Origin of the sequence: Fibrisoma limi BUZ 3 (genome assembly GCF_000296815.2) — a bacterium.
Lineage (GTDB): Bacteria > Bacteroidota > Bacteroidia > Cytophagales > Spirosomataceae > Fibrisoma > Fibrisoma limi.
Genome location: NZ_CAIT01000004.1, coordinates 968,181 through 995,154, shown reverse-complemented (window position 1 = coordinate 995,154; position 26,974 = coordinate 968,181). Strand labels below are relative to the sequence as shown.

Below are 26,974 nucleotides of genomic sequence, written 5' to 3'. Positions count from 1 at the left end.
CCCCTACTGCTTCGCCATTGTCTGGCTTGGCAGCGACCAGTTGTTGTCGAAGAAACCGGCCGTTTTGATGCCTTTAGCCCCATCGGTAAGCATGCTGATGTCGAACACCATATAATCCGGGAAACCGCTGGCGCCCGCAAAATACTGGTTAGCGTTCGCGGCTTGTAAACCGGGCATACCCGTACCGGCAACAACAGCTACCGACGCAACGGGGCTATCCTGACGTGGCCACACAAAGTACGTCCCTAGCCCATCGCCCGTATAACGCTGGCTACCTACCGTCAACTGCCCGCGGCTCACCTGAATGGGGCAGTTGGCCAATAGGGCATTCCAGGCCCGGTTGGTCGTCTGATTACCGTACAGAATAACGCCCCGGTTGGCATAGCGGGCCGGATCAAAAGCCTTGTCAGCGACAATGTCGACCGCGCCGTTGCCCCGGTAATACCAGGTTTCGGCGTCAAAGCGAGCTTTGTTGTATGCCCAGGCGTTCTCTTCTGCCGTACCGGTCGTACCGTATACAAACACCATCCGGTTGTTGAAGGCGTCCTTAAACGTTCCATTGCGGTGTGGGCCTTTCTGCGCCAGATCAAGCCGACCCGTCGGGCTCCAGCGATCGCCCTCCCGGCGCAGCACCAATGTATCGCTGGCAGTGGCTGTCGTGTGCTCAATAGCAGGCTGGCCATCCAACGTAATTTTTACCGATGCCTTTGCCCCAAATTCGTTGAGGGCCAGTTTCAGCACCGCTACGTTCGTCGTTGTGCCGGTGATTCCCTGACGGCTCCGGTTGAGTTGGATCCGGCTGTAGTCCAGCGGCTGCACCTGCTGTTCAATCGACGCCCAGCGATACGATGAGGAAATACCGGGATTCGCCGTGGTAAAGTCAATGGTATTCACCGTTGAATCGACCGGTAACTGGTGCCACTTGAAAAACTCGAACAGGGGCTTCCAGTCGACGCTATGGTCGCCGAACCAGTGACTGCCACCGGGATACTCGTAGTAGCTCAAATCCGGCTGCGTTTCCCCTAACAGCTTGCGCATCTGGCGGGCGTAGGTGACGGGTACGGTCCGGTCGGCATCCCCGTGGAAAACGTACACGCCCAGCGGCTTGTAGTTAGTAGTCAGTTTCAGTACGTCGCTCTGGTTGGCAGCCCGCAGCAACACCTGCTCCAGCGGATTGCTGCTTCCGTCCGGGATGACCCCGTCCGCCGAACCGTATTCTTTCAGCGTCGGATACCCCGCGCAGGGGGCAATAGCCGCCCATTTATCGGGGTACGTAGCGCCCAGGAACCAGGTACCGTGGCCGCCCATCGAGTGGCCGGTCAGGTAGATTTGCCGAGGATCGGGTTTGAACTGCTGTTTGGCCAGCGCCAGTACTTCAAGCGCATCCAGACGCCCCCAGTCTTCCCAGTTGAAGCCACGCGGCCGGCGGTTCGTAGCGGCTACCAGGTTCCCCCAGTCTTTAGGTTTATAGGCCCGCGCCTGCCCGGTGGCTTCAACCCCGGCTCCGTGTACGGACAGGAATAGAGCTGACCGTCCCGCGCCGGTAGCCGATTGGGGCGTTACGGCATAATACTGCAAGCTCCCGTCGATCTGGCTGATAAACGTCTGACTATACGAAGCTCCGGGAGCAGCCGCGTCGATTGATACGGTGCTTTCGTCCAGCACTTTACCTTTCTGCGTAAGGCTCAGGCGGCAGGATTGGGGTCCTTTGGCCGTTACGCCACTGCCGTCGAAGTCGAAGGTCACTTTGCGGCTCGACATGGCCGGTATGGTGGGTAACGTAGTCGACTGCTCTTTACCCGCCAGACTGCTTTTCAGTTGCAGACCCGTCAGCGGGGCGTTGGACGTATTGATAACGACTACAGCACCCCGCAACGACGTATTCGACTCACCGAGCCGGATACTCGGCAGGGTCGGATCGTCGGTACGTAGCAGAACCGACCTGGTGGGAAATTCCAGATTGGCCGTTACGGAAATGCCGCGCACGTAGAATTCGTTGAGTCCTTTTTTAAGCTGAATCGGGATGTGCAGGTACCCCATGCTGTAGGCATCGCCCATGTGCAGTTCGCCGTTCACGTACACGTTGCTGTTCCCCTTGATATTCAGCAGTGCCACTTGCTCGCGCGTCGATGGGTACGTCAGATACGTATAGCCGCCCCCACCACCAAGGCCACCCCGCAGGCTACCGGGCGTTACGCCGGGCCCGGCCGGAGCGCCCCCGTTCCGAAACGCATTGCTCCGCAGCCGGAGCCGGTTCAGGCTATCGGCGGTAACGGGCAACCATTTAACCTCTCCACCTTGTTCGTTCCGCCCGAACACGGCCCCTTCTGCCGGCTGCTTCAGCGTCTTTGTGTAAAGTTGATAAGCCAGCGGATCGGTATAAATAGCCTCCCGACCGTAGCGGCTTCCTGTCAATGCCACCAGGCCCTTTGTAAACTGGTAGCCGCTCGACGTGCTGGTAGGTTGAGTCGTCTGTGCCTGCGTTTGACCGCTGAGCAGGAGCCCGAGTAAGGCACTGGCAATTCGTTTGTTCATAACCGGTACGTTCATGGATGTTATTTCTTCGACGCCGTCTGGGTAGGCATCTGGTACTGAAATTTGTTGTTGATCGGCGCTCCGAAGTAGTTGACGTTCAGGAAGTCGAGCCGTTTCTGATGCACCGCCAGCCGTTGCTTGAACTCATCTACGTTTTTCCGGTCTTTATTAGTCCAGCCAACTTCGGCCAGCGCAATGGCACGGGGCCAGACCATGTATTCAACGTATTCCGGCGTCAGCATATATTCCGTCCAGACGTTGCCCTGCACACCTATGATGTGCTTGGCTTCCTCGGCATTCAGGCTGTCGGGCGTTGGTTCATACCCATACGTTTTTTCGAGGGTTGTAAAACCACCAATGGCGATTGGCTGTGTTTTTGGATCGGCCTGATAATGATCCAGATAGCAGAACCCACCGGGCGTCATGATCGCGTCGTGTCCCTGCCGGGCAGCCGCAATGCCGCCTTCGGTACCGCGCCAGCTCATGACCGTAGCGTTCGGCGACAGGCCCCCCTCCAGGATTTCGTCCCAGCCGATCATCTTACGGCCTTTGGACGTAATGAATTTGTCGATGCGCCGGATGAAATAGCTCTGCAATTCGTGCTCGTCTTTCAGCCCTTCCCGTTTCATCAGGTCCTGGCAGAACCGGCTTTGTTTCCACTGCGTTTTCGGGCACTCGTCGCCCCCAATGTGAATGTACTGGCTGGGGAACAGATCCATTACCTCCGTCAGGACATCCTGCAAAAACGTAAATGTTTCCTCGCGGGGGAACAGCACGTCGTCAAACACACCCCACTTTGTCGCGACGGGTACGATTTTATCGGGACTACTACCCAACTCCGGATAGCCCGCCAGAATCGCCATCGAGTGACCCGGCAGCTCTATTTCGGGAATGACCGTAACGAACCGTTCCTGCGCGTAGCGAACCACTTCCCGCACTTCGTCCTGCGTGTAAAACCCACTATAAGGCGTTCCGTCATAGCGATTCTCGCCGTAACGGCCAATCATCGACTGTTTCCGCTGCGACCCAACCTCGGTCAGTTTAGGGTATTTCTTGATCTCAATCCGCCAGCCCTGATCTTCGGTCAGGTGCCAGTGAAAAACATTCTGCTTGTGAAGCGCAATCAGATCGATGTATTTTTTGACGAAGCTAACCGGGAAGAAGTGCCGCCCTACGTCCAGGTGAAGTCCGCGGTAGGCGTAGCGGGGCTGGTCTTCGATAATGCAGCAAGGTACTGACCAGACAACATTGCGGACGGCCGTTGGGCTGAACACCTCGGCCGGCATTAGCTGAAGCAGCGACTGGAGCCCGTAGAAAAAGCCCTGAGGTTTCTCAGCCGAGATCACAATCTGTTTGGGAGTAACCCGTAATGCGTACCCTTCTGCGCCTAATTTGTCCCCCTTGGCGGATTCAAACCGAATAGCAGCCTTGCCTGACTTACCGGTCGTGACCGACGGGGTACGTCCCGTGGCTTTCGCTAACTGACCGGCCAGCATGTCGGCTATAAATCGGACGGCCTCATCGTCGACTGAAATTTTTACCGTATTGGGCAAGGTAAACGTCCCCGTCTTTTCGGCTAATTTGTTGGGTTTAGGTAAAATGGCGTACGTTGTTGACTGTGCCAGCACAATTCGACTCAGTACAAGAATAGAACAGAGGATAATTAATTTTTTCATCAAGGAAATCGCTTAAACCATTTAGGGGGATAAGTTATAAAATAGTTTCTAAAAAATTTTAAAAACTAAACGATTATTGCCCGTAAGCTGCGGATTCAGAATATTATTGGGAAAGTTGTCGCTAAAAGCGATTCATTTCTTTGCAGGAAGAGCCACCAACTGCAGCTTACGTACTACCTGATTACCTACCTGCTGGCCCTGTTTCTGACCATTCTCGATGGCCTCGCGATAGTGGATGCCGCCGTACAACCGACTGACCGCAGCTTCGGCCGCAGCCTGGTGAAAGGACGTAAATCGTCGGGGCGGTAGCCCATACGGTACTTCTGTACTATCGGTAAACGCCCGGTTCGGACCAAACAGATGAGTCAGTACCACTGCCGAGGCCGTTGAGATAACACTATGACCGCTGGGGTACTCCGGAAATGGGGGAGTTTGCAACACCGGTTTCCAGCTTTCATCAATGTGGGCGTTGATGTACGTTTCGGGGCGGATCACGTTGTAGCGGTATTTATCATCCCAGCAGCCAATGAAACCGTCGAACAGCGCCACCGCCGTCAGGAAATAAGCGGTACTGGTTTTGAGCAGATCGGCCCCGGACTGGCGCGCTACCTGACCGGCAATGGCCAGCCAATGACCACCCGGCGACAGTTTCTTACTGGCAAAATTCATATGCCCCTGCGTATTCAGGTAGAACGGATTGCAGTCCCAGTAGTTGGCAATCAGTCGCTGCTCCGGACTAAGCTGGTTGCCCACATCACGTACTTCACGGGCTGATCGATAAAACCGGCTGTCGGTCGTGGTGGCGAACTCGGGGGGAGCAACCAGTTTGTATTGAGCCGCCGAATCGAGCGTTAATGGCCGAATACGTCGCCAGTACGGTTCAACGGCCGCCATGTAGCCGGGCGGAGTCGGCAACCAGGCTCCCGGTTTTTTTTGCGGAGTATAACGCCGGAGCGAGCGCGTCTGCTTATACTGATCGCCCGCAGCCCAGGCCAGAATGTGGCTGGCCATTTGCCGACCCACGGTCCGGGAAGCCGTAATGGTCTGAGTCGCGTATCCCTGCTTACCGACTTGCTGCCAGAGCTTCTCCGCCAGATCATCGAGCCGTTTTTCCGAAAAAACCAGACTACGCCCCACCACCAGCAACGCTTCGGTAGCGGCCAGCGCGGGATGCACACCGGTCAGCGTCAGCGAAGGGGGTGGCGTTAATCCTGGTAATTGTCCGGCCGCCGACCGGTACGGCCCGCCCTGACTCAAGACCAGCGTTTCGTAGGCAGCCGCATGAGCGTAGACGTAGATCCGTGAGGCAACGGGGGGCGAAAAGATGTCGGCCACGATAACCTCCGTCAACGCGTCATGCGCGCGATGGAACAGTTGCCGCTCAAATGCATCGGTATCGGCCGTCTGCTGCGCCCAACCGGAGGTAGCTACCAGACCAACTATGGCTAAGCAAGTGACTATCCAGTTCTTCATCGTTCGAACCCAATCAGTGGACCATCGTTTACGGTGAACAAAACCCGCTTCCGTCCGGAGCTGGTACGTAGCTGAACGCCCGTCCGTACATCCCCTCCGGCCCACAAACCTGACTGCCGGGGTGCCACCGCGCTGAACTTGCCGCGGCCATCGCCCCGCAAAATAACCCCAAAACTGGCATCGCAGGGGCCGTGCTGCACCCGGTAGGGATGAAAGTTGCCCGCCACCAAGACGTCCGATTTGCCATCGCCGTCCCAGTCGTCGATCAGGAGACTGCTCGCGCGCGAGAACTGGGCTTCCAGCGGAAAGGCTGCAAATGAAAACTGGCCATTCCCCTGATTTACGAACACGCCCGACGCCAGTTCGAAGGCCTCAACGGTAGTTGCGTTCGCCAGCGCCTGCTCACCGAAAATGGTTTCGACCGTAGCATCGGCGTACTGATGGTAGCGGGAGAACCGCTTCCGCAGGGGCACGACCTGATCGAGCAACTCATCACGCGAAGCCGCCGGGTAGGCTTTACCCTGCACGTAGTACACCCAGACTGGATCAAGTACGCCGTCCTGATCAATATCCCCGGCTACGACCGACATAGGTTCGGCCAGGCTGGCCCGAAACGGGTTGTTCAGGCCCGCGTTCCCCGCTACAATGTCCGTATCGCCGTCCTGATCAACATCGGCCAGACGTAACGACGCCCACATCCCTTTACTCTGACCTAGCCCCGCCTGCTTCGTCTGATCGGTCAGCTTACCGCGTTGGTTGTAAAACACCCGCACGGGCATCCAGTCGCCAGCCAGGACCAGATCGGGCTGTTTGTCGCCGTTGAGATCGGCCCAGGCAGCGGCCTGCACCATACCCGCTTGTCGGCAAGCGGGGGCTACTTCCTCCGTTACGTCGGTAAAACGTACCGCACCTCCGGCTGGCGTATCGTTGCGGAGCAGGTAGCTGGCTGACGGCAGGGGGAACGACCCTGCCTTACCGCGCCCACCAACAAACAGGTCCTGGTCGCCATCACCGTCTACATCAGCCGCGGCCACGGCCATCTTACTGTCGCGCATGGTTGGTAATGCCCCCGCGACGGCCGGACCAAATCCACCCCGCCCGTCGTTCAGGTACAACCGATCCTGGTATTCAGGCGAACCGGCTTCGTATTCATTCCCCCCACTAACGACGTACAGATCGACATCGCCGTCGCGGTCAGCGTCGAAAAATAGGGCGTTCACGTCTTCATGGGCGGCTTCCGCCTGCCAAGGTTGCTGCGGACCGCGGACAAACGTACCGTTAGCCTGCTGCACCCACAACTCGCCGGACTGCCCTACGGCTCCGCCCAGATACAGATCGTCGCGGCCGTCACCGTTAACATCGCCCGCAGCCAACGCCGGACCCAGCCGCGAAAGTTGGTATGGAATCAGCACCTCGACCTTGAAATCGATGAAGTCATTTTCCCGATGCTGGAACGGCAGAATCGACGCCATCGGCAGGGGCCGAAACCAGGGCGTTACGCTTCTGGCGAGGGGCACCGCGGAAGCCGACTGCGCGTCGCTTTGGCGGTGCATCAATGTCTGATCGACGGAGGGATTTAGCTGCTGCGTCTGCCTGCCATCAGGCCAGTAAACGGTTAGTCTCTTGATCGATGTCTCGCGGCCCAGACCAAAATGCAGGGTTGTTTCGACCGACGCCTGATAGCCCCGCGTGGGTGATACGGTTTGTAGCTGCCGCCCGGTAGCCGTTTCAACTACGACCCGCGCCCCCAGTGCCTGGGTGTTTGCCCCCGCGCCTACCAGCCGTACCCGTAGCGAGTGAGCCACATCCGATTGCTGGTCGGCGTTGTTCCGGTACAGCGATGCGGGCTCGTTCTGGTGGCAGACAACCAGGTCCAGATCGCCGTCGCCGTCGAAATCAGCGTAGGCAGCCGCCCCCGATACGGCCGGTTGTTCGATCCCCCAGGCCGCCGACTGGTTGCTGAAGGTTAAGTCGTGATTATTCCGAAATACGTAGCTGGACAGCCGGTTGGATGGCATTTTCTTGACCAGATCGAGGGTCTGGAAGTTTAGGTTACCCTTAGCGGCTTCTTCCAGTTTGGCGTCGGCCACGGTATACTTCATAAAATCCATATCCGTGAAATCGCGCAGGTAACCGTTTGAGACAAATAAGTCTTTCCAGCCGTCGTTGTCAAAATCGGCCAGCAAGGCCGACCAGCTCCAGTCCGTAGCCGAGACGCCCGCCAGTTGCCCGATTTCGCTGAACCGTAGCGCGCCCTGCGCATCGGTGCCCTGATTTAGCTGGAGCATATTCCGCATTTGCTGCCGAACGTAGCCGCTGTCGATCAGCAGTTTGTAGGCATCGTACTCATCAGGACCTTTCAGCATTTTCTGCCGGTGATTATCGGCCGGGAGCATGTCCAGCGTTACAATATCGGGCAGCGTATCGTTGTTGTAGTCAGCGATGTCGCAACCCATCGAAAACTTGGACGTATGGGCCATGCTGGTTCGGATCGACTCTTTGAAGCCCGTGTGGCGACCCAACGCGTCGTGCTGATTCAGGTACAGGCAATCCTGCTCGGTGTAGTCGCTGGTTGTGTAGAGGTCGGGCCAGCCGTCGTTGTCCACATCGGCCACCCCGACGCCCAGGCCAAAGTTAATGGGGTTGTTTAGAATACCTTCGGCCAGCGTTACGTCGGTAAACTTCCCTCCGTCGTTTCGCAGGAGCCGGTTGCCGTAGCGCATGTCTGGCGTGGCCCGCAGCTTCCGGGTATTCAGCAGTGGGTTGAAGGTGTGATTGGAGTGATTCAGGATAAACGCGTCCAGATCCCCATCGCGGTCGTAGTCGAGAAAGGCGGCCTGCGTCGTTTGCGTACCGGGCAGATCAAGGCCGTACTGCCGGGCCTGTTCGCTGAAATGCGGAATAGCGGGTCCATTATCCTGCCGCTGAACGCCTTCATTGATGAATAGTTCATTGACCAGCTTATCGGCCCCGAACTTACCCGAGTGGCAAACGTAAATGTCCAGCCGTCCGTCGCCGTTGATGTCCACTACGCTGACGCCCGTGCCCCAGGTGCCGTTGCCGCTAACGCCCGCCTGCTTCGTTACGTCCGTAAACTGCCATTTTCCGTTTGTCTCCGACCGGTTGACGTAGAGCTTATGGGGTACCGTATTGCCCGAGAAAAACAGGTCTGGCTTGCCGTCGCCGTCGAAATCACCGACGCCCACGCCGTTGCCGTTGTACAGGTATTCGTAGCGAAAAATGTGCAGCGAATCAGTTTCGACAATCCGGTTCGTAAAGTCAACGCCCGTTTCTGCCGCCGACAGCCGCGTAAACAGCGGGGTTTCAGGCGGTCGCATGGCCCACCAGATTGGAACGGCCAGCAGGATTGACACTACGATAACGGATAGTCGAGGCATCATACGGACGAGGTTAGTCTAATCGCAGGTTTTCATCGCCGGGTTCGTAGGTGGTGTAAATCAGAATCAGCGTCATCATCTCCTGATTACTCCGCATCTGTCCATCCGACGTAATAAGCTTGGCCGGTTTGTTCGGGTTCATGGGGTTCGCGTCGGTGTTGTCGTAGGTCCCGACTACGTTCACCGTCGCGCCGGTTGGCAAAACGACAGGTTTCTGATAGCGATACAGTTCCTGCCAGCGAAAATCCCAGTCGGGAATATGGACCAGGGGCAGCGTATCGGCGTTAGGCACCGTCGCGAAGGCCGTAAACTCCTTCCCGATCTGGTGCATATGCGGCCAGGCATAGAGCAACGTAATGGGCTTATTCTGGTACGCCACCTTCAGGCTACAGGTCTTGACCTCGCCCCCGAACAGAAAGAGGGGCGGCTTGATCTCCTCCTGCCCGATACCGCCCGACCCCAGGCTAATGACGTTAACGACTCGTTTGATCGGCTCCTTTTTGAAGAAGAAATTGACGCCGTTGATTGTCTCTTCGTCTTTACCGGCCGGACCAAAATGCACGGTCAGGAGCACGACACCCCGTTTGGGCATGACCCAGCCCATGTCTTTCGGGTACGTTTCGACCGACGCCCCCGGAATCCAGCCGCCGTAGTACGTCATCTTTTTCTTGTAGGGCAGCCACTCCTGATAGTGCCAGGCATCTTCAGCGTTCAGGTCCACCTGCTCAATGGTGTTCGTCAGCGAAATGGCCGGGTCATCCACCTGGTGAATGGCGAAGTTGGCGTGGTGAATGACTTTCTTGTTGGTCGACGTAAATTCCAGCGCTTCGATGTTGGCCTCCTGAGCCAGTTCGAAGGGTATCTTAAATACCATAAACCGCTCGGTTCCGTCGCCCCGGTGCAGAAACGGCTTGCTTACCTTCAGCGTCAGATCTGGTTGACGGGTATAGCCCGTACCTGCCTGAACCCGGGCCAGGAGTTGCTCTTCAGCTTCCTTGCGGACTTTACCCTTCGGCAACCCCGCATCGATCCAGTTTGTGATGGCGCTGATCTGATCGGCCGTCAGGCTGCGCTTATTGGCAAAGGCCACGTAGTGATCGTCGGCCCGCCAGGGTGGCATATAGCCCGCGTTGATTACTTTTTTGATGAATGTAGCCCGCTTGGTTACGTCCTCGTACGTGATAAGTGAGAACGGAGTCGCTTCGCCCGGCCGGTGACATACGGCACACTTGGCGTGAATCAGCGGCTGGATGTCCTGATAAAACGTTTGTTTCTGGGCAAACGCAGTCGGCGCCCACAGCAGGGCCAGAAATCCAACCAGTTTACCAACCAACACCTGTTTCATAAAAAGCTAAAACAACCAACCCGCCGACGTCGGCGGGTTGGCAACAAGCTACGAAAATACAAAATTTATAGGAATGGAACTGCGTAATGTCCTCCGTTACGGACGATCCCACCACACCCGACCCGTGGCATCCTGCAGATCCCGGCCAAAGCCCGGCTCTTTCGCCATGTCGTCGTAAGCCGCTTTACGGTTCGCGTAGTTGGGTTCCGTTGGGCTCGGAATACCCAGCGGGGCACGCCGGGGCACCGTCAGCACGGCACCGTTCGAAATCAGATTCGGCAGCATAACCGTCGACGTCGGATTCGGGAAGCCCGTGCGTTTCCAGGTAGCCCAGCCTTCGCTCGGCTGACGCAGGAAGTGAACGTACTGCTGGCTGGCAATCTGATCCAGAGCTTTCGCTGGGTTAAACGCTACTTTCGGCTGAGCCAGATACGCCGTTTTTTCGGCGGCCGTCACCGGCGTGTAGTTCGTCAGTTGGCCCCCCTGCGCCACCATATCGTACCAATCGATAGATGCCGTTACGCCGGTTTCGTACCAGGTTTTTGCGTCCTCGGTCGTAATGCCCGTAGCGGCCATCTCCGCCCGCATCAGGCAGAAGTCAGCGTAGTTGATCACCGGGAAATAATTGCGACCAGTACCAGCGGTTCCGTTTACAGCATAGGAAGCCTGGAACAAGCGGGGCTGAATGTACGACAACGTATCAAACGTCTGATTCGCGCCACTAACGGCCAGTGTCCGGACCGTGTAATACCGGCGTACGTTCTGCTGAGCTGCTGACTCGTCCGGACTGGTGAAGCTACCAATGTAACGCTTGGGCGACTCTTTCGTACCGGCGGGCAGTTGGCGGTTGGCGATCAACAGGTCGATATTGGCCTGCGAATAGCCGTTGGGTGTAAAGAACGCATCGATGCGCGGATCCTTCACTTCGTACATGAAGTCGACCAGAGGCCTGGAGGCCCGCAGCACTTCCGGGAAGAAGTTGGAACCCGCGTCGCCTGTGAAGCCGGCCGGAGTAACAAACACCCAGCCATCTGCATTTGAACTCATCAGATCCGCAGCGGGCGAGCTTAGTACCTCCTGGGCAATGGTTTTCAGCTTGGCCGGATCGCGCTTGGCCAGCCGGGAAGCGATTTTCAACCGGAGGGCGTTGGCTGCTTTTACCCACTGCTGCACATTGCCACCGTAGTACTGGTCGTTGGTACCGAGCGATACCTGAGGGGCCGACTGGGGAGTTTTCAAGGTCGTGATGGCTTCTTTCAACTCGGTGTCGAGCGTTGCGAAAAGAGCCGGCTGCGTATCGTATTTCGGGGTTTGCGTACCGCCGTACCGCGCCTGAAACGCTTCGGTATACGGAATACTGCCGTAGATATCGCTCACGTAAAACGTATAGTATGCTTTCAGCACCCGGGCAATCCGGATCATGTGTACGTAGCGCGGCTGCTCTTCGGCCGGCAGATCTCCAACCAGCTTTTCAACGTCGGTCAGGGCATTGCCGATCCCGGTATACAGCGAACCATACCGTTGCCCGAAGTTATCGTACACCTGCGTAAAGTTCTGACCGTTGCCGGTTACGCCCGTTGAGTATTGCATCCAGGGCATGATGCGCCGGTAGAAGTCGTAGAACGCTTCGAAATCGCGGTTGTGAACGTTAATCGTTGCATTCAGAAACTGGCTGCCGGGCGGAACCGACGTCAACCCTTCCGGATTGATGTTCGTTTCCACAAATGCTTCTTTCTGACAGCCACTGAACACCAGTGTACCCACCGTCAGCAGACCAGCAACGTATTTTTTATAGGGTGTAATCATAATTGTGTAATGTCGGATTAAACGGATGTACTGTGTATTAGAGGCCTACGTTAACCGTTACGCCAATGTTCCGGCTGAACGGCAATCCGCCGTATTCGGCAAACTCACCGGCCCGGTTGCTCAACAGCCCCTGCGGGTTGATGCCATCTTTCGCGGTGCGGTACAGATAACCCAGGTTACGACCAACTACACTCAGGCGCAACGATTGTACCTTAACCTTGTTCAGCACCGTGGCTGGTACGTCGTAGCTCACAGAGGCTTCGCGCACGGCTACCCACGAGTTCTCGAATACAGAATATTCGCGGATGCCTGAGCCCCAGTTCGACAGGTTGTCGTAATACGCATAGGCCGGAATCGGCTTCAGGTAGCCTTTGTCGACGGCTTCTTTGTAGGTCATACCGCCCAGATCAACCTGTTTGCCATCGACGGTTGCCGTTACGCCCGTGTTCAGTACGCCATCCGGAATGATACCATCGTTGCGGACATTACCCTGCGCATCGGTGAAGGTGATGCCACCCGACTCGGTGTCACGACCGAACAGGCTGTTCTTGAACGTACCGAATGCAGACCCATACTGGTGCGTTGCCGACGCCATCACGCCCCCGATTTTAGAATCCACCTGGAAGGTAGCCGAGAACCGACCGTACTGGAAGTTGTTGACGTTGCTAAGCAGGAACTTCTCCAGCATCGTACCCAGGTCTTTCGATCCTTGGCCGGCCGCTCCGCTACGCAGATACGTCAGGTAGCCACCGTTAGTACCACTGGCCGCGCCAATCAGCTTCCGGCCCTGCGCGTCGCGGGCAAAAGCATACGTGGAGACGATGGTGCCATAATCACCACCCGCCCGGGCGATTGACCGAACATCGTTACCGAACGCCAGGCTCAACTCGTACGTATCAACCCCGTCGACCAATTCCAGGATTTTGTTCCGGTTGCGGCTGAAGTTGAACGACGTATTCCACTGGAATTTATTCGTCTTGATAGGCGTACCGGTCAGCAAAACTTCAACCCCACGGTTTAGAATTTTACCGGCATTGACCAACCGGTTAGTTAACCCGGCCTCCTGGGCTACAGGTAAGTTAAAGATTTCATTCCGGGTCAATTTGTTGTACACCGCTACGTCGATACCTACCCGGTTGTTGAATAACCGCAGGTCGGCGCCCACTTCCCACTCCCGGGCCAGACGGTTCCGCAGGTTATAGTTAGGCAGAACGTTGTCCCGGAAACCGTATCGCTGAATTTGTCCGTTAATCGACGTGAAAATACCATTCGCGGAATAAAAACCGGTCTGGTTGGTGATCCAGGGATCAGTGTCCCCACCGGTGAAGCCGTAGCTGGCCCGCAGCTTACCAAACGTAAGCGCTTTAGGCAGCTCTTTCACTGACTGAGTGAAATCCCAGGCCAGACCAACGGACGGATAATAATACGAGTACTGACCCGATCCATCGGCGTACGTCAGGGCCGACGAGTAGTCAATCCGGTTCGTGAAGTTCAGGAACAAAGCATCTTTGTAGCTCAGATCACCGTAGGCATAAATGGCATCAGTCCGCTTAGAAGGTGATAGGCGACCTTCTGCAACGACTGGGTTAACAGAGTTCGGCAGGTTAAACTGTCCCGGAATCCGCAATCCGCCGTCCGTACGTAATCTGAATTCGCGTCCGCCGATGATGCGGTTGGTTTCGCCACCCACGGACAGGTTCAGATGGAACAATGGGCCAAAATCCCGGCTGGCCGTCAGTAAGGCCTGAACACGTGACTGGTTGTTAGCCTGTGAATATTCTGAGTATTCGCCACCACCAAAGCCAACTCCGGCTCCAAGGTTCTTATTCTCGGTAGCGTACAGTTCGTTCTGGATGTTTGCCCGTACCAGAGCCGTTAACCAGGGGGTGATGTTCGCCGTTACGTCGATGTTGCCGCGGAAAATCTTTTCGTTGCGGAACGTATTGTACTGGAAGGTTTCCCACATGAACTGGGAAATGTTGTACGGGTCAGCCGTACCGGTTTTCCGACCACCCAGGGGCGATTGGTAATTGTTAGCCCAGTAGTCAATATCCAGCGTCCGGGGACGTCCGTACACGAACCGGAAGACCGGGTTGTAGGTGCCGCCCTGGCGGATTGGGTTGAGGTTATCGTTGATGGTGTAGTCGGCTGCTACGTCCAGGTTGAATATTTTACCGATCCGCTGCGTTGCCCGGATGTTGAAGTTATTCCGCTTCAGTTCGGCACCACCCGGCATGATCGTGTTGTTGAACAGATTGGAGTACGACGCCCGGAAAGACCCCCGGTCGTTGGCCCCTTCAACGGCTACGTTGTGGTTCGTGTACCGACCCGTCTGGAAGAAGTCCAGCGGGTTGTTGGCCTTCCACTCCACCATGCGGCCATCCAGATCACGGACCATACGGCCGTCAATCTTCGGACCAAATGAATACGCCCAGGCGCTGTTCTGCGATTCTACTACGTCTACTCCATCGGCGGCTTTGGGGAACGTAGGCGAAAGCCCTGCACCGTACTGGTTCTGCACGTCTACAAACCGGTAAGCCGTTTCAAACGACGACGTATGGTTATACGATACGCCCAGTCCTTTCTGATCACGTCCTTTTTTGGTCGTGATGACGACAACGCCGTTCAACGCTTCTGAACCGTAGAGGGCACTGGCAGCCGAACCTTTCAGCACCGTTACCGTCTCGACGTTATCGGCGTTCAGGTTTTTCATGATGTTACCGAAATCCTGCGCAGCACCCCACGAGTCGGCTCCCGTTGTGGTCGGCCGAATCAGCACCCCATCCACAACGAACAGCGGCTGCGTATTCGGGCTGAGCGAGGCATTTCCACGAATCCGGATGCGGGACGAGGACATCGGCCCACCTGAGCCCTGGTCAATCTGTACCCCGGCAACCTTACCCTGCAGGGCATTCACCAGGTTGGGTGTGTTTGCCCGTAACAGATTCTGCCCCTGGATTTCCTGCGCGGCATACGACAGCTTCCGCGTTTCCTGTTTTATCCCAAAGCCTGTCACAATCACCTCGTCCAATGACTTAGGGTCCTCCTTCATAGTAATGGCAAGCGTAGTCGCATTGCCGACTGGAACTTCCTGACGCGTATACCCCACACCCGACACGACGAGGACGGCATTGCCATTCGGTACGTTCAGTCGAAACGTACCATTGGCGTCCGTGCTGGTACCAACGGTAGTCCCTTTTACAAGCAGGGAGATACCCGGAATACCAACGCCCTGATCGTCTTTGACGGTACCGGACACGGTAAGTCTGTTCTGCGCGCTAACGAGCGAACTAATGAACAGGAAGAGAAAAATTGGTAATAATCGATTCATACACCCGTGAGATGATGGTTACGTTAACAAGTATACTCGGTATTAATAAAAAGATAACTACGCACAATCTTACGATATTTTTGCAAAATTTGCGCTGAGTTAATAAATATTTTTAAAAACATTGGCTCTAAAGTAAATTATTTGGGGTTGATTAGATTCCCTGACTAATACTCTTATACCTTCGAACCAAGAGCATGACCTTGATGACCACCATCGAAGAAGAATCCGTACCTAAGAAATCAGTTGTCATTCATAAAAAGAACCTGAGACTTAAAAGCGTATTATCGTACTTATACCAGGAAGGAGCCTGCACACTGGCTCAGTTAGCCGACGTAGCGCATACCAGTATTCCGTCAGTCACCGGGCTGGTTGAACAGCTCATGGAAGAAGGCTGGGTTAGTTCAAACGGTATCGTGACCGGCAACAACGGCCGACGCCCGGCCCTGTTCGGTTTGCGACCGGATGGCCATTACGTCATCGTGCTGGACAGTAATACGCACGACACCCGTTTGCTGATCGTGAACCCGTTGCGCCAGATCGTTTTCCAGCGTACGGTCAATCGCCGGCTGGAGGACACAGCCGAGTTCCTGGATTTCCTGGCCCAGTTCGTAACGGAAACCCTGGCCGGGTCGGTAATTCCCAAGACGGCAATTCTGGCCATGGGACTGGCTATCCCGGGGCTGATCGATGCACGACGCGATCTCAACCTGACCTACAGCAGTCTCAACCCAACCAGCCAGTCGATCACGGCCTGGCTGGAGGAGCGGCTGGATTTGCCGGTTTACCTTATTAATGATACCAAAGCCACCGCCCTGGGAGAAAATCGATTCGGGGGTGGTCTGGGTAAAAAGCATGTCCTGTCGATCAACATCGACTGGGGGGTCGGTCTGGGTATTATTCTGGACGGAAAAGTTTTCCAGGGCGCATCAGGATACGCCGGTGAGCTGGGCCACATTCAGGTTGATCCCGACGGGGAGCTCTGCTACTGCGGCAAGGTGGGCTGTCTGGACACGATTACGTCGGCCTCCTCGCTGGTCCGGCGGGTGCAGCGGGCGGTGCTGGACGGTTGCGTGTCGCAACTGGCCGCTCAGCAGAACGACGTTAGCCAGATTACGATTCATCACGTCATTGAAGCGGCTCACCAGGGCGATGCGTTCGCTATTGACCAGCTCCACGAAACGGGTTACCAGCTCGGCAAAGGTCTGTCCATTGCCATAAACCTGTTCAATCCTGAGGTCATCATCGTCGACGGTGTGTTGGCCCAGGCGGCCGTATTCATTACCAACCCTATCGAGCAGGCCATCAACAAGCATTGCCTAAGCGGATTTCGCAATGATCTGACGGTAGAGGTCACGAAACTGAACGGGGCAGCCAAGTGGCTTGGTACGCATGCGTATGTCATGGAAAACCTGTTCGCAGACTTTTAGCCGATGCATAGCCGCACTGGTTATATGCTGTCGGTCAGTCTACCAGAACATACCTGATCGTAGCTCACGACCGTGGGCTACCCGCTTAATCGGCAATGATAAATTCACTGAAACTACCATCTTGAAACGTTTCCCTACCGTATTCATGCTTCTTCTGGTCGGCGCTTCGTTCGGACAGACGCCTTCTGCCGATCGTATCAACCGACACATCAACTGGCTGGCTTCCGATAAGATGCAGGGTCGGGGCACCGGCAGTCCCGAAAACGCCAAAGCAGCCGCCTACATCGTTCGGCAGTTCCGAAAGGTTGGTTTGAAACCGCTGGGCACCGATGGCTTCTACCAACCATTTACGGCCAAAGTCCGGCGCGTAGTTGTGACAGACAGTCTACGGAAGGCTAACAATGTTATTGGCTTCCTGAACAACGACGCCCCCTACACCATCGTGATCGGCGCTCACTACGATCATTTGGGGATGGGCAAACAAGGCAGTTCGCTGGCCGAGAAGCCGGAAGGACAGATCCATAACGGTGCTGATGACAATGCGTCGGGGGTGGCGGGATTGCTGGAACTAGCCCGTTACTACGCTACCAACGACGTAAAGGAACCGTACAACCTGCTGTTCATGGCCTTCGGGGCCGAAGAACTAGGTCTGCAAGGGTCGCGCTATTTTCTGAACCAGCCGACGTTGCCGCTGACCAACCTCAACTTCATGATCTGCATGGACATGATAGGGCGGTATAACCCGGAGCGGGGTGTCGGCATTGGCGGCTACGGTACCAGCGAGACCTGGCCACAGGTCTTCAAGGGCGTGGAAAGCCCCATCAAGTTTTTTACGGACCGGGCCGGGAACGGTGGCTCCGACAACGCAGCTTTTTACGCCAGGCAAATTCCGGTGTTGTTCTTTCATACCGGCGGGCACCCCGATTACCACAAGCCCACCGACGATCCTGACAAGATCGACGCGCAGGCCGAAGAGCAAATTCTCAAGCTGTGCATCCGGCTGCTCGACAACGCCATGCAACAACCGAAGATGACGTTTACGGCTGTGAAATAATGGTTTGTGGTTCTTCCGGTGTCAACCAACTACAAACCACAAACTACTAACCACAAACCCCAAAACCAGCAACCACTCAAACCCCACTGCGCCCATTTTTACATGAACCGACGTACCTTCCTCCACCAATCGGCCCTGGCTTCGGTGGCCTTATCAGCAGGCTCAGCTTTCGGCTTTTCCGGCCGCGACTTACCAACCGTCCGCGTAGCCGAGAATCAGCGCAACTTCCGCAGCAAAGCCGTCGAAGACACGATCCGGATGGTACGTGGCCAGATCAAAAATCCTGAAATGGGCTGGCTGTTTGAAAACTGCTTTCCCAATACGCTTGATACGACCGTCGATTTTTCGATGGTCAACGGTCGGCCGGATACGTACGTCATCACGGGCGACATCGACGCCATGTGGCTGCGGGATTCGACGGCGCAGGTCTGGCCGTATCTGCCCCTGATGAAGCAGGACGAGCCGTTACGTCAGCTCATTGAGGGTGTTATCTACCGACAGACCAGCAACATCCGTAAAGACCCGTACGCCAACGCTTTTTACAAGGACGATACGAAAGTCGGCGAATGGAAGGATGACATAACCGACATGAAGCCCGGCCTGCACGAGCGAAAATGGGAGATCGACAGCTTGTGCTACCCCATCCGGCTGGCCTATGCGTACTGGAAACGAACGGGCAGCGTGGCTCCCTTCGACGCCGACTGGCAGGACGCCATGCGCCTGGTGGTGCAGACGTTCCGGGAGCAACAGCGCAAAAACGGTAATGGGCCTTATAAATTTGAACGGACAACCAGTTGGGCTACCGACGGCGTACCGCTGAGCGGCTAGGGTATCCCGTTCGGCCCGTTGGCCTGATCTGCTCCATCTTCCGGCCGAGCGACGACGCTACGATCTATCCTTTTCTGATCCCGGCTAACTTTTTCGCCGTTACGTCCCTGCGGCAAATGGCCGACATGCTTACGGCCCTGAAAGGAGACACCAAACTCATTGCGGACGCCAAGGCGCTGGCCGGTGAGGTAGAAACTGCGCTGAAGCAGCACGCCATTGTGACGCATCCGCGCTTCGGAAAAGTATACGTGTACGAGGTCAACGGCTTCGGCAGTTACAACCTGATGGACGACGCCAACGTACCGAGTCTGCTGGCCATGCCGTACCTGGGTGCCATGCCCCTATCCGACCCGATCTACCAGAACACCCGCAAGCTGGTGCTGAGCCAGGACAATCCGTTCTATTTTGCAGGCAAAGCCGGCGCGGGTATTGGTGGGCCACACGCAGGTATGGACATGATCTGGCCCCTGAGCATCACCATGCGCGGACTGACCAGTACCGACGACCGGGAGATACGCTCCTGCCTGGATATGCTACGTGTCAGCAACGCCGGTACGGGGTTCATGCATGAGTCGTTCCACAAAGACGATCCGTCGAAGTTTACGCGCAAGTGGTTCGCCTGGGCTAATACGTTATTCGGCGAGTTTGTCCTGAAGACCTTTACCGAACGTCGGCATTTGCTGAGTTAATTTCGGTGGTATTCCCAGTACACACTACACAAACTCACTGTATCTGTTATTTCTATGAAACGTTTTGGTATCCCTCTACTCACCGCCCTGCTGGCCTCTGCTCCGGTTTTCGCCCAGCAGCATTCCGAACAGAACCATTCCAAATACATCTGGCCCAAAGACGAGCAAGTCAAACAAAAGCTGAGCCAGTGGCAGGACGTTAAGTTTGGCCTGCTGATGCACTGGGGCACGTACAGCAAGTGGGGCATTGTGGAGTCGTGGTCGCTCTGCCCCGAAGACGAAGGCTGGTGTGAGCGCCGGGGACCGTACGCAGGTAACTACACCGAATACAAACGAGCGTACGAGAACATCCGGACGGAGTTCAACCCCGTCAAATTCAATCCGGAGCGCTGGGCCGAAGCGGCCAAAAAGGGCGGCATGAAATACATGGTGTTTACGACCAAGCACCACGACGGGTTCTGCATGTTCGACACAAAACTGACGGACTATAAAATTACCGATCCTAAAACAGCCTTCGCCAGCCATCCACGCAGCAATGTCACGAAAGAAGTGCTGGAGGCCTTCCGGAAGCAGGATTTTATGGTCGGTACGTATTTCTCGAAACCCGACTGGCATATCGACAGCTACTGGAAGCCGTATTGGCCGCCCAAAGACCGGAACGTCAATTACGATCCGAAAAAGTACCCCAAGGAATGGAAAAAGTTTGCCGACTTCACCAACGGACAAATTCAGGAGTTGATGAGCGATTACGGCAAGATCGATATTCTATGGCTCGACGGCGGCTGGGTCCGGCCGTTCAGTACCATCGATTCGACCATTAGCTGGCAGCGGGCCATTACGTTCGATCAGGATATCGACATGGCCCGGATTGCCCGCGAAGCCCGTCAGAAACAACCGGGTCTGCTGGTCGTTGACCGTACCGTAACGGGAGAGTTTGAAAACTACGTAACTCCCGAACACCAGATTCCAGATCACTACATGCCTATCCCCTGGGAGACCTGCATGACGATGGGCGATAGCTGGTCGTACATTCCGAAAGAGAACTTCAAATCGTCGCGCAAGCTGGTGCAGATTCTGGTCGACATCGTAGCGAAAAACGGCAACCTCCTGCTGAACATCGCGCCCGGCCCCGACGGCGAATGGCACGAAGAAGCGTATGGTCGCCTGGCCGAGATCGGCAAATGGATGGATGCAAACGGTGAGTCGATCTACGGCACCAAGCCATTGGCTCCCTACCGGCAGGATAAATGGGCGTTTACAAAGAAAGGTAACGTGACCTACGTATCCTATCTGCCCGCTGAAGGCGAAGACCAGTTACCCGCCAACGTAACGCTGCCGATCGTACCCGGCAAAACCCTGACCCTGCTGGGTGCAAAGTCCGCCCTGACATGGAAGAAATCGGGGACTGCTACCACCGTCGCTATTCCGGAGAACGTCCGGAAGCAACTAGCCGGACAACCCGTGTGGGTGTTTAAACTGAGCTAAGCCGTACGACTTTTGGGCTGTTAATGTGAGAAGCGGTTCATTAGGGCCGCTTCTTACGCTACTTCCGTCAGTCGGTTTTCGCTGACCAGGGGCAGGCTGACCACAAACCAGTCCGCCTGTTCCTCGATCTGTAGCTCACCCTGATTAAGGAGCTGGTACCGGCTCGCCAGGTCGGTTAGGCCGGCCCGAACCGTATCAACGCGCAGGTTTTTGCGCTGGAGCGTATTGGCTACGCTCAGCCGCTGGTCCGCTACGGAAGCGATCCGGATTCGCAGCGGTTTATCGGGCAGGATTTTGTTGTAGCGTACCGCATTCTCGACCAGTACGTGCAGGGCCAGCGGAGGAATCAGCAGTGACTCATCCGGAGGCTTGACTGCGATCTCCAGTTCGATGCCGTTAGCGTAGCGGGTCTGAAGCAGGTGACCGAACGACCGGATAAACGCCAGTTCGTCGCGCAACGGCACCAGTTCGTGGTCACTGGCTGTGAGCAGGTACCTGAAAACAGCCGTCAACTCGTCCAGAAACGCATCGGCCTGATCCGGACTTTCATTAATCAGCGACGACAGCGAGTTCAGGCTATTAAACAGGAAGTGCGGATTGACCTGGTGCTGGAGGGAAGTAAGCTGGCGTTGCAATGAAACTTTCTCCAGCGTATTGGCCTCGATCGTTTCGCGCTGCCACTGTTGCATAATGTACCAGCCCTCGTAGATCGCGATATAAATAAACTGGTAAAATAGCTGGATGCCAATGTTGCGGCTCAGTTCGACGGGTGTTGTATAGGGCTCAAACGTTCCGCTGATTAAGAAGCGAATAACATGGCGGATGAGCCAGGCAATGATCACCAGTAGCGGAAAAACGGCCAGCAGCCGCATCAGGCGTTGGCGGGTATTATCTAATCCGGGATGCTGACGCTGTAAGCGGAGCACCACCCAGCGGGCCAGATTCCAGCAGAAAATGCCGGCAGTTATAGCAATGAACGCATTGGTCAGCAGTTGTCTTAGCGCCAGGTCAAGGTACAGTTCGAGCCGGAAAAATACGCTGACGAACACATACAGTCCTACCGGACCGAGCAGGCGGAGTCGGGTGTCATTCAACGGTGTCATAGCGCAGCCCGGGTTTCAACACGGTTTGCCAGTAACGGCAACGTAACGACAAACCGATTTTCTTCTTCTCTAATGGCAATCTCACTCCCGACCAGCAGGCGGTATTTGGTAGCAATGGAAGCCAGCCCAACCTTTGTTGAGGGCAACGCTATGCTTTTTCGCTGTAGATTATTCTGCACGATCAGCGACTGCCCCTGGCTAATGATCTCAATCCTGAGCGGTCGGCGCGTCATGGTAACGTTGTGCTTGACCGCATTTTCGACCAGCAATTGGAGCGTTAAGGGTGGCATTTTACAATCCAGGCAGGCGTCGTCAACCGCAACCCGTAGGTCAATCCCGGCGCCGTAACGGGTTTTCAGCAGTTGGAAATACGACTCAATGAAAGCGAGTTCATTGCCCAGGGTGGTCAGTTCCTGATCATTAGCCCGTAGCAGATAGCGATATACCGTACTGATTTCATCCACGAACGCTTCGGCCTGCCGCGGGTCATCGTGGATCAGCATAGACAGCGAGTTGAGGCAGTTAAACAAAAAATGCGGGTTAATCTGCGTCTTCAGGGTAGTAAGCTGGTACTTCAGTTTATCTTTCTTCAGCCGCTCATGCTGCTCGTAGGTCTGTCGCCAGGCCCAGAGCAGGTAAATACCTTCATAAATGACGAAGTAAATACAGTGGTAAAAAATTTGAATACCGATGGCGTAGGTATAGTTAGGCAGGGTCTGTGTAATCCGGCTGGCGTCATTGAAGGCTATGTGCCCAAGCTGACGAAGCAGCCACGCTACGTTAACCAGCACGGGCATGAGCACTAGCATCCACATCAACCGTCGGCGCGTATTGTCCAGACCCGGATAATGCTGTTGCAGTCGAAGCACCACCCAACGGGCCAGATTCCAGCACACGTACCCGGCGCTAAGTCCAATCAGGTCGGATCGAAGCAACCGATTGGCCGGGAGTTCGAGATACCAGTTAAGCCGGAAGAAAAGCGTGCCCACCAGAAACAGGATGAATGGGCCAATGATGCGGATCCTGGTATCGTTAAACGCTTTCAAGAGTGATTCGGGCGGAATACGTATGCAAGATAACTATTTCAAAAATAGCATTTGCAACCATACAACCGCGTAGGTTCCGAATGTATTCTCTCAGCGCCTAACGCCTGCCTTTGGGCCGGAAACCGGCGGGATAACGCGACCGCAGGTCGTTCATGGGTTCAATCCGGATTTCGACCCGGCGGTTGGATTGCAGACCGGCCGAGGTCCGGTTGCCCGTGATGGGTCGTAGCTCACCGTAATATTCAAGCGTTACACGGCTGGGATCGGTCAGACCGGCGCGGACCAGAAAGCGTTTGGCCGCTTCGACCCGCCGTTTGGAAAGTTGCTGGTTGTAGTTGTCTGAAGCCCGGGCGTCGGCGTGACCGATCAGAATGATGCGGCAGTTCGGGCGGACATTCAGGAGTTCGGCCACCTGACGCAGAGCCTCCTGCGAAGCCGGGCGGATGATCGCTTTATCGGTATCGAACTCGATGTTGCTCAGCAATGTATCGCACTCGCTCTTCAGCTTTGAGCGCATCAGCGACGACACCAGACTGTCGAGGTTCATGGCCACACCCCCACCCGACACAACGCTACCCTCGGGCGTATCCGGCTGTTTATCAAACAGATCAGCCACGCCATCTTTATCCGTATCGGTGTACAACCGGGGGTCGACGGGATCGGGCATATTGGCTTTTGCGATTGAGTCGGCATCACTCAGCGTCGGGTTGTAGGGCGGCTTAACCAGATCAGCAGGGTCCGTCCAGCGAAGATGATACGTACCCCGGGCGGCATCGTAGGTACCGTCGCGTTCTGCTTTGGCGGCATTCCGACCCAACTTATAGGTTAGAGTTACCGACATAAACCCCCACTTATCGAGGGGTGACTCGCCTTTCCGGAACAGAAAGATATTGGACGAATTGTCGTTGTAGCCCGGTATGTCGCTCCCTACGGTCATGTCCAGCTTCTCGGTATTGACGTGGTTGTAGGTGTAATCCAGGCCCAGATCGAAGCGAGGAGTCAGTTCGTAATGCAGGTTAAAGCCAACGGGAATCACCAGTTCGCGGGTGAACGTAGTACCGGAGCCTTCCCAGCGGCCCGCCGTTCGCGAACTGTAATCCAGCCGGTCGTTGCTGTAACGGATAAGCCGCCCGTCGGCCAGGCTGTACACGTCGGTGTAAAACCACATCATACCCGCTCCGGCGTGCAGATCGGCTTTCCAGCGCCGAAGTTTTCGGGTACCCAGCAGCAATGATTTCAGATTGACCGTTCCGTTCAGCGTTCCCTGAATGAATAGGGGCGTCCGGAAATAGGCATTATACACCTCGTTTTTGGAGCCGCTGAGCTGACCGACCGTAGCGTTTACGTATGCGCCAAACAGGTGCGATATCTGCTTGTTCAGCGAAAGACCAAGTCCACCGGTGATCAGCTCTTCGCGGCCCAGCTTGAATGGACTGCTATACTGCCGGAGGTCGCCGTAAAATTGAGTTAAGCCCGGCGCGAGGGTTATGGACCAGGTGTTGAGTTTGTATTCACCCTCGTACGGCCGATTCTGCGCCTGGGCCAAGGGAACAATCAACAGAAAAAGCAGACAAACGTTGAGATAATTCTTTCGCATAAACCTCCAGGTTTAGTTCAACGTGTAAGGGTTGACGTTTGAAGCTGAGACCAGAACACGCGCTACCTTCAACCAATGAACTTCAAACTACAAACGTCAAACTAGGAACCCCATCCAAAAAAAGCCTCGACGGTACAAGCCTGTAAGCCGGGTTCTGTCACCGGGCAGCTAACTGCCCGGCGTCTTATCATTTATCTGGGATGGTCGTCACCAACCACCTCGTTCGACCTACCCGCGCCGGCATCCGGATCGTTCCCGAAGGAATGAATCGGAACGGAGACGAGCAGCCTCGCATCCGACGCCTATTTGGTCTTTCAGCCCATAAGGTTTGTCCTGCCCCGCCGGTCACCCGCCGGGCGGTGGGCTCTTACCCCACCATTTCACCCTTACCGGTCTAAAGAGCGAAAGAGTGAATGAGCGAAAAAGTCCAATTGAGCCACTTCGCTCTTTCATTAATTCACTCTTTCACTCTTTAAACCGGCGGTATATTTTCTGTGACACTGGCTGTCGAATTCCCGTCGCCAGGAATCCGCCTTCCCGTTAGGAAGTATGGTGCTCTATGCTGCCCGGACTTTCCTCACCCGATCCGATCCAGTGGACCGGCTAGGCGCGATAAGACGGCTTGTACCGCTGAGGCAGGCGCAAAGGTACGCATAGTATCATTGCAACCCATCTACTTTAACGTCCAGCCGACCGCGGGCGTTCACAACGGCCAGCAGGGCGGTGGGTGTCAAATACACCTGATCGGGCCGGATTTCGTCGATCTGACCGTTGAGTATAACCCCCCTGGCGATTTGATTGTTTTTAAGCCGCTCCTGCACCATCCGCTGGAGTTCGTTTAGCTGGGAGCCCACCGGAATGGTTAACTGCTTCTCCATCATACGGGCAAAGGTGCCCTGCAGCAGCCAGTTGGCCGTTCGCTGGAGCCAGCTTTTTGTGTCTAAATCGTATTTAATATCCTTCAGCGAAATAGTTTGCGACTGGGCATCGTAGTACGGTCGCCCCTTCAGGTAGATGTCGCCGGTGATGCTGCCGGCCAGCCCGGCCTTGATGATCAGGTTTTCGTCCTGGCCGTAGAGATCAATGCCGGTGATGCGCACATTGTAGCGCCCGTCGCTGAACGAATAGTTCTTGCCCACAAATTCCTCGGCTGCCAGCCGGGCCGCTTCCTGATAAGACGCTTCGCTGACCAGGCCAATCCGGAAATCGTCTTTTACCTGCGGCACGACCACCAGATCGGGCAGCGCAACGGAGGGCCGAACATCGGGTTTCGCGCCGGTCGTGGTGAGCGTGTAGCCTTCAATGCCGATGGTGGTCCGCACATACCGGCCCTCAAACCGCAGGGGCGTAATCAGCACCCGTTTCGGCACCACCATCAGGTACGTCCGGTACTTCTCCGACAGCAGATACGGCTCCCGCAACGTATTCCAGGCTTTCAGGACGGGCGTCCGGAGGTCGACGTTCTTGCGGATTTCTTTGTCCAGAGCGGCCGTAACGGTACCCATGTTTTTGTCGATCGTCCGGCTCACCAGCGACGTAATGGGAATATCCAGACCGATCACGCTCACTGTCGGTTTCCGCACCCAGCCGTAGCCGTCAGCCCGCGTCTGCGTATGAACCGACCAGTCGCGGTCCAGGTCAAACCTGGTCAGGAACCGCAGATCAATGTCAAACTCGGTTTCCCGGAAGGTGGTAATCCCCAGCACCGATACGCCCGCTTTTACCCAGATACGGAGCGGCACGGTGAAGTGAAACAGGCTATCCTGCGCCGACTCGCCACCAGCCATGACCAGGATGGTCCCGCGCTTCCAGACCTTGATCATGTACTTGTCTTTACTGGCCGGGTCGTTCAGGGTATTGGCTTCATAAATCTGGCCGTTGACCTGTGCGTTGAGCTGCCGCTCTACGTCGGCGAGGGCGATGGCTACCGGAACGTTGACGGTCGATACCAGTTGTTCGTTGCGAACCTCCATTTTCGTAGTGGTGTAAGACGCTTTGGGCGCTTTCGGATGAACCTGTTTGCCCGGCTGACAGCTTGCCAGCCACCATACCAACAGGCAACTATATACGGACAGCCCGGCCACTGTAGTCCACCCACCCCTCAGCCAATCGATCCTCTCTACAAGCGACCTTCGTACGCCCAGGCCACGCGCCTTATTCATCGGTTTTCTTGGTGTTCTT

14 protein-coding genes, 1 other RNA gene and 1 pseudogene are annotated in these 26,974 nt (G+C 55.8%); 4 read left to right on the top strand and 12 right to left on the bottom strand.

The window, feature by feature from the left end; genetic code table 11:
* Window positions 1–3: 3 nt before the first annotated feature.
* The 7 genes from BN8_RS04470 to BN8_RS04440 form a co-directional block, all read right to left on the bottom strand.
* Window positions 4–2,535, bottom strand: coding sequence for a carboxylesterase family protein (locus BN8_RS04470; protein ID WP_040005444.1), 2,532 nt, complete (start codon window positions 2,533–2,535; stop codon window positions 4–6).
* Window positions 2,536–2,555: 20 nt separating this feature from the next.
* Entirely contained in the window at window positions 2,556–4,211 is a 1,656-nt protein-coding gene (locus tag BN8_RS04465; protein ID WP_009280615.1) for a beta-N-acetylhexosaminidase, read from the bottom strand.
* Window positions 4,212–4,343: 132 nt separating this feature from the next.
* The gene (locus BN8_RS04460; RefSeq protein ID WP_009280614.1) at window positions 4,344–5,684 is read right to left on the bottom strand and encodes a vanadium-dependent haloperoxidase; all 1,341 of its coding nucleotides are present in this window, start codon (window positions 5,682–5,684) and stop codon (window positions 4,344–4,346) included.
* Window positions 5,681–9,085 carry a VCBS repeat-containing protein gene (locus BN8_RS04455; protein WP_009280613.1) on the bottom strand — a complete coding sequence of 1,135 codons (3,405 nt, stop codon included), beginning with the start codon at window positions 9,083–9,085 and terminating at the stop codon, window positions 5,681–5,683. The genes BN8_RS04460 and BN8_RS04455 overlap by 4 nt, the downstream gene beginning before the upstream one ends.
* A gap of 10 nt (window positions 9,086–9,095) precedes the next feature.
* Complete coding sequence (locus BN8_RS04450; RefSeq protein WP_009280612.1) at window positions 9,096–10,427, bottom strand: c-type cytochrome; 1,332 nt, start codon at window positions 10,425–10,427, stop codon at window positions 9,096–9,098.
* Window positions 10,428–10,523: 96 nt separating this feature from the next.
* Complete coding sequence (locus tag BN8_RS04445; protein WP_009280611.1) at window positions 10,524–12,233, bottom strand: SusD/RagB family nutrient-binding outer membrane lipoprotein; 1,710 nt, start codon at window positions 12,231–12,233, stop codon at window positions 10,524–10,526.
* Between the two features lie 37 nt (window positions 12,234–12,270).
* The gene (locus tag BN8_RS04440; protein WP_009280610.1) at window positions 12,271–15,564 is read right to left on the bottom strand and encodes a SusC/RagA family TonB-linked outer membrane protein; all 3,294 of its coding nucleotides are present in this window, start codon (window positions 15,562–15,564) and stop codon (window positions 12,271–12,273) included.
* Between the two features lie 194 nt (window positions 15,565–15,758).
* On the opposite strand from BN8_RS04440, the gene BN8_RS04435 reads away from it, so the two are divergent.
* From BN8_RS04435 to BN8_RS04420, 4 genes and pseudogenes are all read left to right on the top strand, one after another.
* On the top strand, window positions 15,759–16,991 hold the full coding sequence (locus BN8_RS04435; RefSeq protein WP_009280609.1) for an ROK family transcriptional regulator: 1,233 nt from the start codon (window positions 15,759–15,761) through the stop codon (window positions 16,989–16,991).
* 121 nt (window positions 16,992–17,112) lie between these two features.
* On the top strand, window positions 17,113–18,045 hold the full coding sequence (locus BN8_RS04430) for a M20/M25/M40 family metallo-hydrolase (RefSeq protein WP_229367687.1): 933 nt from the start codon (window positions 17,113–17,115) through the stop codon (window positions 18,043–18,045).
* A 102-nt stretch (window positions 18,046–18,147) separates the two neighbouring features.
* Window positions 18,148–19,562 (top strand): annotated as a pseudogene (locus tag BN8_RS04425) (glycoside hydrolase family 125 protein).
* Window positions 19,563–19,616: 54 nt separating this feature from the next.
* A complete protein-coding gene (locus BN8_RS04420; RefSeq protein ID WP_009280605.1) occupies window positions 19,617–21,047 on the top strand; it encodes an alpha-L-fucosidase in 1,431 nt (476 codons plus the stop codon).
* 53 nt (window positions 21,048–21,100) lie between these two features.
* On the opposite strand, the gene BN8_RS04415 is transcribed toward BN8_RS04420, so the two are convergent.
* From BN8_RS04415 to BN8_RS04400, 5 genes are all read right to left on the bottom strand, one after another.
* Entirely contained in the window at window positions 21,101–22,150 is a 1,050-nt protein-coding gene (locus BN8_RS04415; RefSeq protein ID WP_009280604.1) for a sensor histidine kinase, read from the bottom strand.
* Window positions 22,147–23,196 (bottom strand): sensor histidine kinase, encoded by a 1,050-nt coding sequence (locus BN8_RS04410; RefSeq protein ID WP_009280603.1) that lies wholly within the window; start codon window positions 23,194–23,196, stop codon window positions 22,147–22,149. The genes BN8_RS04415 and BN8_RS04410 overlap by 4 nt, the downstream gene beginning before the upstream one ends.
* Window positions 23,197–23,293: 97 nt before the next feature.
* Window positions 23,294–24,793, bottom strand: a complete 1,500-nt coding sequence (locus BN8_RS04405; protein ID WP_009280602.1) for an OmpA family protein — start codon at window positions 24,791–24,793, stop codon at window positions 23,294–23,296.
* A 127-nt stretch (window positions 24,794–24,920) separates the two neighbouring features.
* Window positions 24,921–25,422: RNase P RNA component class A (gene rnpB, locus BN8_RS31535), an RNA gene on the bottom strand.
* A gap of 30 nt (window positions 25,423–25,452) precedes the next feature.
* The gene (locus BN8_RS04400; RefSeq protein ID WP_229367684.1) at window positions 25,453–26,955 is read right to left on the bottom strand and encodes a DUF4403 family protein; all 1,503 of its coding nucleotides are present in this window, start codon (window positions 26,953–26,955) and stop codon (window positions 25,453–25,455) included.
* Window positions 26,956–26,974: the final 19 nt, after the last annotated feature.

Excerpts from the sequence above, each read along its gene's own strand:
- BN8_RS04470 (WP_040005444.1), bottom strand. The coding sequence starts at position 2,535 with ATGAACAAACGAATTGCCAGTGCCTTACTCGGGCTCCTGCTCAGCGGT.
- BN8_RS04465 (WP_009280615.1), bottom strand. The coding sequence starts at position 4,211 with ATGAAAAAATTAATTATCCTCTGTTCTATTCTTGTACTGAGTCGAATT.
- BN8_RS04460 (WP_009280614.1), bottom strand. The coding sequence starts at position 5,684 with ATGAAGAACTGGATAGTCACTTGCTTAGCCATAGTTGGTCTGGTAGCT.
- BN8_RS04455 (WP_009280613.1), bottom strand. The coding sequence starts at position 9,085 with ATGATGCCTCGACTATCCGTTATCGTAGTGTCAATCCTGCTGGCCGTT.
- BN8_RS04450 (WP_009280612.1), bottom strand. The coding sequence starts at position 10,427 with ATGAAACAGGTGTTGGTTGGTAAACTGGTTGGATTTCTGGCCCTGCTG.
- BN8_RS04445 (WP_009280611.1), bottom strand. The coding sequence starts at position 12,233 with ATGATTACACCCTATAAAAAATACGTTGCTGGTCTGCTGACGGTGGGT.
- BN8_RS04440 (WP_009280610.1), bottom strand. The coding sequence starts at position 15,564 with ATGAATCGATTATTACCAATTTTTCTCTTCCTGTTCATTAGTTCGCTC.
- BN8_RS04435 (WP_009280609.1), top strand. The coding sequence starts at position 15,759 with ATGACCTTGATGACCACCATCGAAGAAGAATCCGTACCTAAGAAATCA.
- BN8_RS04420 (WP_009280605.1), top strand. The coding sequence starts at position 19,617 with ATGAAACGTTTTGGTATCCCTCTACTCACCGCCCTGCTGGCCTCTGCT.
- BN8_RS04415 (WP_009280604.1), bottom strand. The coding sequence starts at position 22,150 with ATGACACCGTTGAATGACACCCGACTCCGCCTGCTCGGTCCGGTAGGA.
- BN8_RS04405 (WP_009280602.1), bottom strand. The coding sequence starts at position 24,793 with ATGCGAAAGAATTATCTCAACGTTTGTCTGCTTTTTCTGTTGATTGTT.
- BN8_RS04400 (WP_229367684.1), bottom strand. The coding sequence starts at position 26,955 with ATGAATAAGGCGCGTGGCCTGGGCGTACGAAGGTCGCTTGTAGAGAGG.